At 50.7% G+C, this 627-nt stretch carries 1 protein-coding gene; it reads left to right on the forward strand.

Translation table 11 applies throughout. The features are described from left to right. Positions 1-16: 16 nt before the first annotated feature. On the forward strand, positions 17-627 hold a 611-nt coding region (locus RUMCAL_RS13475), incomplete at its 3' end, for a YitT family protein (RefSeq protein WP_040648320.1).

Raw genomic sequence — 627 nt, forward strand, 5'->3', positions numbered from 1 at the left:
CAAGGAGGCGATGCAAATGCAGAAAAAAACCAGGCGATTTGAGAGAACGGCGGCATCGGTGTGCAAGGAATATGCCATTCTGACGCTGGCAACACTGGTGATGTCCGCAGGAACCTATCTTTTCAAATTCCCAAACAACTTTTCCTTTGGTGGCGTTACCGGTCTGGCAGTGGTGCTGAGTGCTGTTTCACCGCTGTCTGCGGGAACGTACAATTTTATCATCAACATGGCACTGCTGGTGCTGGGATTTCTGTTTCTGGGGAAAGGCTTTGGCGTAAAGACGGTGTATATCAGCGTTCTGATGTCTGTGGCACTGTCTGCGGCAGAAAAGCTGTTTCCCATGTCCGGACCGCTGACTGACCAGCCGGTTCTGGAACTGATTTTTGCCATTGCCATTCCGGGCATCAGCTCCGCAATCATGTTTAACATGGGTGCCTCCAGCGGCGGCACGGACATTGTCGCCATGATCCTGAAAAAGTATACCTCTATGAATATCGGGACCGCTTTGCTGGCGGTGGACCTGCTGATTGCCGTTTCAGCCTGCTTTGTGTTCGATATTACCACCGGTCTGTTTTCCCTGTGCGGCTTGTTTACGAAAACCATTGTCATTGATACCGCCATTGAAAA

This window comes from Ruminococcus callidus ATCC 27760 (assembly GCF_000468015.1).
Lineage (GTDB): Bacteria > Bacillota > Clostridia > Oscillospirales > Ruminococcaceae > Ruminococcus_C > Ruminococcus_C callidus.